The 3,996-nt window shown below is 71.3% G+C and carries 4 protein-coding genes; 1 reads left to right on the top strand and 3 read right to left on the bottom strand.

Going from position 1 to position 3,996, the window contains the following annotated elements; all coding sequences use genetic code 11:
* Positions 1–290: 290 nt before the first annotated feature.
* Positions 291–731, bottom strand: a complete 441-nt coding sequence (locus tag ACZ7IF_RS39215; RefSeq protein WP_470981821.1) for a MarR family winged helix-turn-helix transcriptional regulator — start codon at positions 729–731, stop codon at positions 291–293.
* 89 nt (positions 732–820) lie between these two features.
* On the opposite strand from ACZ7IF_RS39215, the gene ACZ7IF_RS39210 reads away from it, so the two are divergent.
* Positions 821–1,795, top strand: a complete 975-nt coding sequence (locus ACZ7IF_RS39210; protein ID WP_470981819.1) for a quinone oxidoreductase family protein — start codon at positions 821–823, stop codon at positions 1,793–1,795.
* Here the strand turns inward: ACZ7IF_RS39210 and ACZ7IF_RS39205 are convergent.
* On the bottom strand, positions 1,758–2,414 hold the full coding sequence (locus tag ACZ7IF_RS39205; RefSeq protein ID WP_470981817.1) for a class I SAM-dependent methyltransferase: 657 nt from the start codon (positions 2,412–2,414) through the stop codon (positions 1,758–1,760). The two genes, ACZ7IF_RS39210 and ACZ7IF_RS39205, sit on opposite strands and share 38 nt — an antisense overlap.
* 70 nt (positions 2,415–2,484) lie before the next feature.
* Entirely contained in the window at positions 2,485–3,681 is a 1,197-nt protein-coding gene (locus ACZ7IF_RS39200; RefSeq protein ID WP_470981823.1) for an SMI1/KNR4 family protein, read from the bottom strand.
* Positions 3,682–3,996: the final 315 nt, after the last annotated feature.

Below are 3,996 nucleotides of genomic sequence, written 5' to 3'. Positions count from 1 at the left end.
TACTCACCCTCTCGGGCTTTCCTCCGGGCTTTCGTTCTTGCGTTTCCGACTCTATCAGACTCTTTCGTGTCCGATTTCCTCGGCGCTTTCGAGGTTCTGCGCTTTCACGCTTTCCCTTTCCGGCGGTTCCGACTCTATCAGAAGTTTTCCACCGGATTTCCCGGCTTCAACGTTTCCGAATGGAGAGTCGAATGCACTCCACCCGGGATGAGATTCCCTGTGGAGTGGTGGTCGCCGAACTTGTCCAGTTCGAGGCAACCGTTTAACTCTACAACCCTGCTCCTGGGGTGTCAAAACGGCGCGGGGGCCTCGTGCACCCGCGCCAGCAGGGCCATCAGCGTGTCCCGCTCAGCCGAGGAGAGGGGGGCCAGCAGCTCCGCGTTCGCCGCTTCCGCGAGCACCGCGCAGCGGGCCAGGACGGCCTCCCCCTCCGGCGTGACCGTGACGGCGTTCTTGCGCCGGTCGGCCGGGTCCGGGGTGCGCAGTACGAGGCCCGCCTCCTGGAGGTGGTTGAGGATCCCGACCATGTCCTTCGGGTCCACCGCGAGCCGGCGCCCCAGGTCCGCCTGGGCCACGGGGCCGTACTCGGCGGTCGCGGCAAGCACGGCGTGCTGCATGAGCTTCAGACCCTCCGCGGCGATCGCGTCGGCGACCAGGCCCCGTCCGCGCGCCGCGACGCGGCCGACGAGCCAGGTGGGCAGGGACTGGATGTGTCCGAGGGCGGAGGTCATGTGCGCACCCTACCCAAAAACCGTTGGCCTTCCCTACGACTTTGAGCTTATCGTTGGGATGTCCAACGAAACCGTATCGGGGAGGTCCTGTGCTGCGCATTCGCCATGAGGTCAACGGTGGGCCCGAAGTCCTGTTCGCCGAGGAAGCAGACCGACCCGCGGCCGGGCCCGGGGAGCTGCTCGTCCGGACCGAGGCCATCGGGGTCACGCTGCCCACCGTCCGCAAGGTGCGTGAGGGAAGCGGGCCCGTCTCGTTCGGCGGGGAGGTGGCGGGGGTGGTCGTCGGCACCGGTGAGGGCGTCACCGACTTCACCGTCGGGGACCGCGTCACCGGGCTCTGCTTCGCCGACGCCTACGCCGAGTACACGGTGCTGAACGCCGCGATGGCCTCCCCCGTCCCCGGCGGCGCCACCGCCGTGGACGCGGTCGCCCTGGTCCGCAGCGGGCTGGTCGCCCGCGGGGCGTACGAGGCCGCGCACGTACGGCCGGGCGAGTCCGTCCTCGTCACTGCGGCGGCCAGCGCCGTGGGCACCCTCGCCCTCCAGCTCGCCAAGGCCGGCGGGGCGGGGCGCGTGGTCGCCGCCGTCAGCAGCGCCGACAAGGCCGACTTCGTCCGTGGCCTGGGCGCCGACGAGGTCGTCCTGTACGAGGACGCCGACTGGGGCGCTCCGTACGACGTGATCCTCGACGGAGTCGGCGGCGACCTCCTCGGCCCCGCCGTCCGGGCCCTCGCCACGGGCGGGCGGCTGGTGGCCTTCAGCTCCGGCGGCGGCACGGTGGAGGCGTACGAACTCCTGGTCCGCGGGGCATCGGTGATCGGCTTCCAGATGCGGGCCATCGCCCTCGGCCGGCCCGACCTGTACGCCCGCTGGCGGCGCGAACTCTGGGAGCTGCGCGACGCGGGCACCCTGCGCACCGCCGTCCACGCGGAGATTCCGCTCCCCGAGGCCGCCCGCGCGCACGCCGTCATCGAGCAGCGCCGCAACCTCGGCAAGGTCGTTCTGGTGCCCCGGAGCGACCAGCGGATCACAGGTGGGCGATCAGTGCGTACCTCTCGTCGGTGACGGTTCCGCCCCACAGCCGGGGGTCACCGCTGAGCGGCTCGACGCGGAGGTCTGCCACGAGGGGGCGGACGGCGGCGGCCAGGTCCGAGGCGGTGATGCCGCCGTTCCAGGGCAGTGATTCGGCTCCCGCGACATAGGGGACGCCGCTCTGCCCGGCCTCCCGCCACCGTCCTTCGACCAGTACCAGCCGGCCGCCAGGCCGCAGCCGGGCGACCCATTCGCGCAGCGCGCCTTCCGGGTCGGGCAGGGTCCACAACAGGTGCCGGGACACCAGCACGTCGTATCGTTCCGGGCCGGTCGGCGGAACGGCGGCGTCGCCGACCAGGAACCGGCCCGGAAGGCCCGCAGCCAGGAACTTGGCTCTGGCCCGTTCCACCATCCGTGGCGCCAGGTCGACGCCGGTGACGCGGTGCCCGGCTTCGGCCAGCAGTACGGACAACGATCCGGTGCCGCAACCGACGTCGAGGACATCGGCCGGCCCGGCGGGCACCCACGAGCCCAAGTACCGGGCCCAGGCAGCACGGGTGTCCGCGTTGCGCAGGCCGTGGTCCGGCTCATCGTCGAACGCGGTCGCGGCCGCGTCCCAGTAGGCGGTGATGGCGGGGGTGGGATCAGACATGGCGGTGATCATGCCAGCCGCCACCGACAGCACAGCGTGACCCGCACGGCCCCGGCTGGGGTCCAGGCCTTCAGGAGACGGCCGAGGGGCCCAAGTCTCCTTCCAGGACGGTCCTGGTCACCAGAGGGCGGTCCCAGAGAGCGAGGAGCTCGTTGGCGAGGTCCATTGCCGCGAGCGGGTCGCGGTCACCGCGTACGCGGATCCGGGCTGCCAGCAGGCTGCGCGGAACGGCTCCCGCGTCGAGGAGTACGCGCCACTCCTGCGGCGCGAGTTCCAGGAACTCCAGCCCAGCCAGCTCGGCGATCTCCAACGGGTCGGCGAGCGTGCCGGGTTGGGCAATCAGGGTCCGCAGGCGGGGAAGCCCGGCGAAGGCGGCGAGACTGACCGGTGGTCCTTCCCAGGCTCCGATGGTGAGGACCTCGAGCTCGGGTCGAGCCGCTGCCACGGCACTGTCCGGCTCGCGGGCGTCGACTCCTGCCACCACGGGCGGCCGGCCCCCGTCCCTCTGGCGCCACCGCCGCCCCCGGCCCATCACCAGGTCGGTGAGGGAGTCCGCCAGCAACTCGGCACCGATGAACTGCTCGTGGTCGAGCATGATGATCTGACCCGTGTGTCCGCCCGGACCCGGTGTCAGGTCGACCGCGATGCGGTCGCCGCCTCCGTTGTCGCCGAAGACGAGCCAGCCCGGCGAGCCCACGAGGCCTTGCACCGGTGCGTCGGGGGGAGTGACGACGGCTCGTGTCGCGGTGAACTCCCAGGACGCCGGACGGGACGACGCATCCGCGACGTAGAGGAAGTCGAGGGAGCCGAGTTCGCAGCCGACCGCCTCGAAGACGCGGCCGGACGCTCCGTACGCTTCCTCTTCGTCGCCCCAGTCCGCCAACCGTGCCCGTGTCACCCGGTACAGAGCCTTGAGTTCGTCCGGCAGCGTGATGCCGAGCCGCTCCTCCGCCCCGGAGATCTCCTCCTCGGTGGCGCCGATGGCGTCGGGCAGCCGTTCGCGGAGGGTCCGCTCCAGCAACGCCGGGTCCGCGGACGGCGCCGGCACCGCGTCGGGCGTCGGATCAGGCAGCCGGCGCCAGGGTTCGGCGACGGCCCCTTCGACCAGGACCAGCGTCCCAAGACGGGCGGTGGCGATGCCCCCTTCCACGGCCGGACCGGGGCAGAGGACATGGAGCGCGGTCTTCCCTGTCGGCGAGATCTCCGCCATGAACGAGACGCCGTCCAGCCCCTCGATCTGCACCGCCTCCTGTATCCCCTCCGTCATGGCGGTGATGGCCTTGAGCTCCTCGATCACGGCATGCCCCCGACCGGCGGCCCGGCGCCGCCACGGCATGGTGGAACCGCCTTGGCCGATGTGGCCCGCGATGTGGGCCCCAGGGGCGGCGAGGACCTCCGCGTTGTCGGCCCGGAGCCGGCGCAACACCGGCTCCTAGGTCACGAAGTCATGGAGTGCGGCCAAGGTGATCACCTCGCGGAGGAGAAAAGCCCGTAAACGCAGAAAAGCCCCGCACCAGAAGGTGCGGGGCTTTCCCACAATGATTGTTCGGCGGCGTCCTACTCTCCCACAGGGTCCCCCCTG

The sequence above is a fragment of the Streptomyces sp. NPDC037421 genome (assembly GCF_055602105.1).
This window is presented reverse-complemented; position numbering and strand designations above follow the sequence as displayed.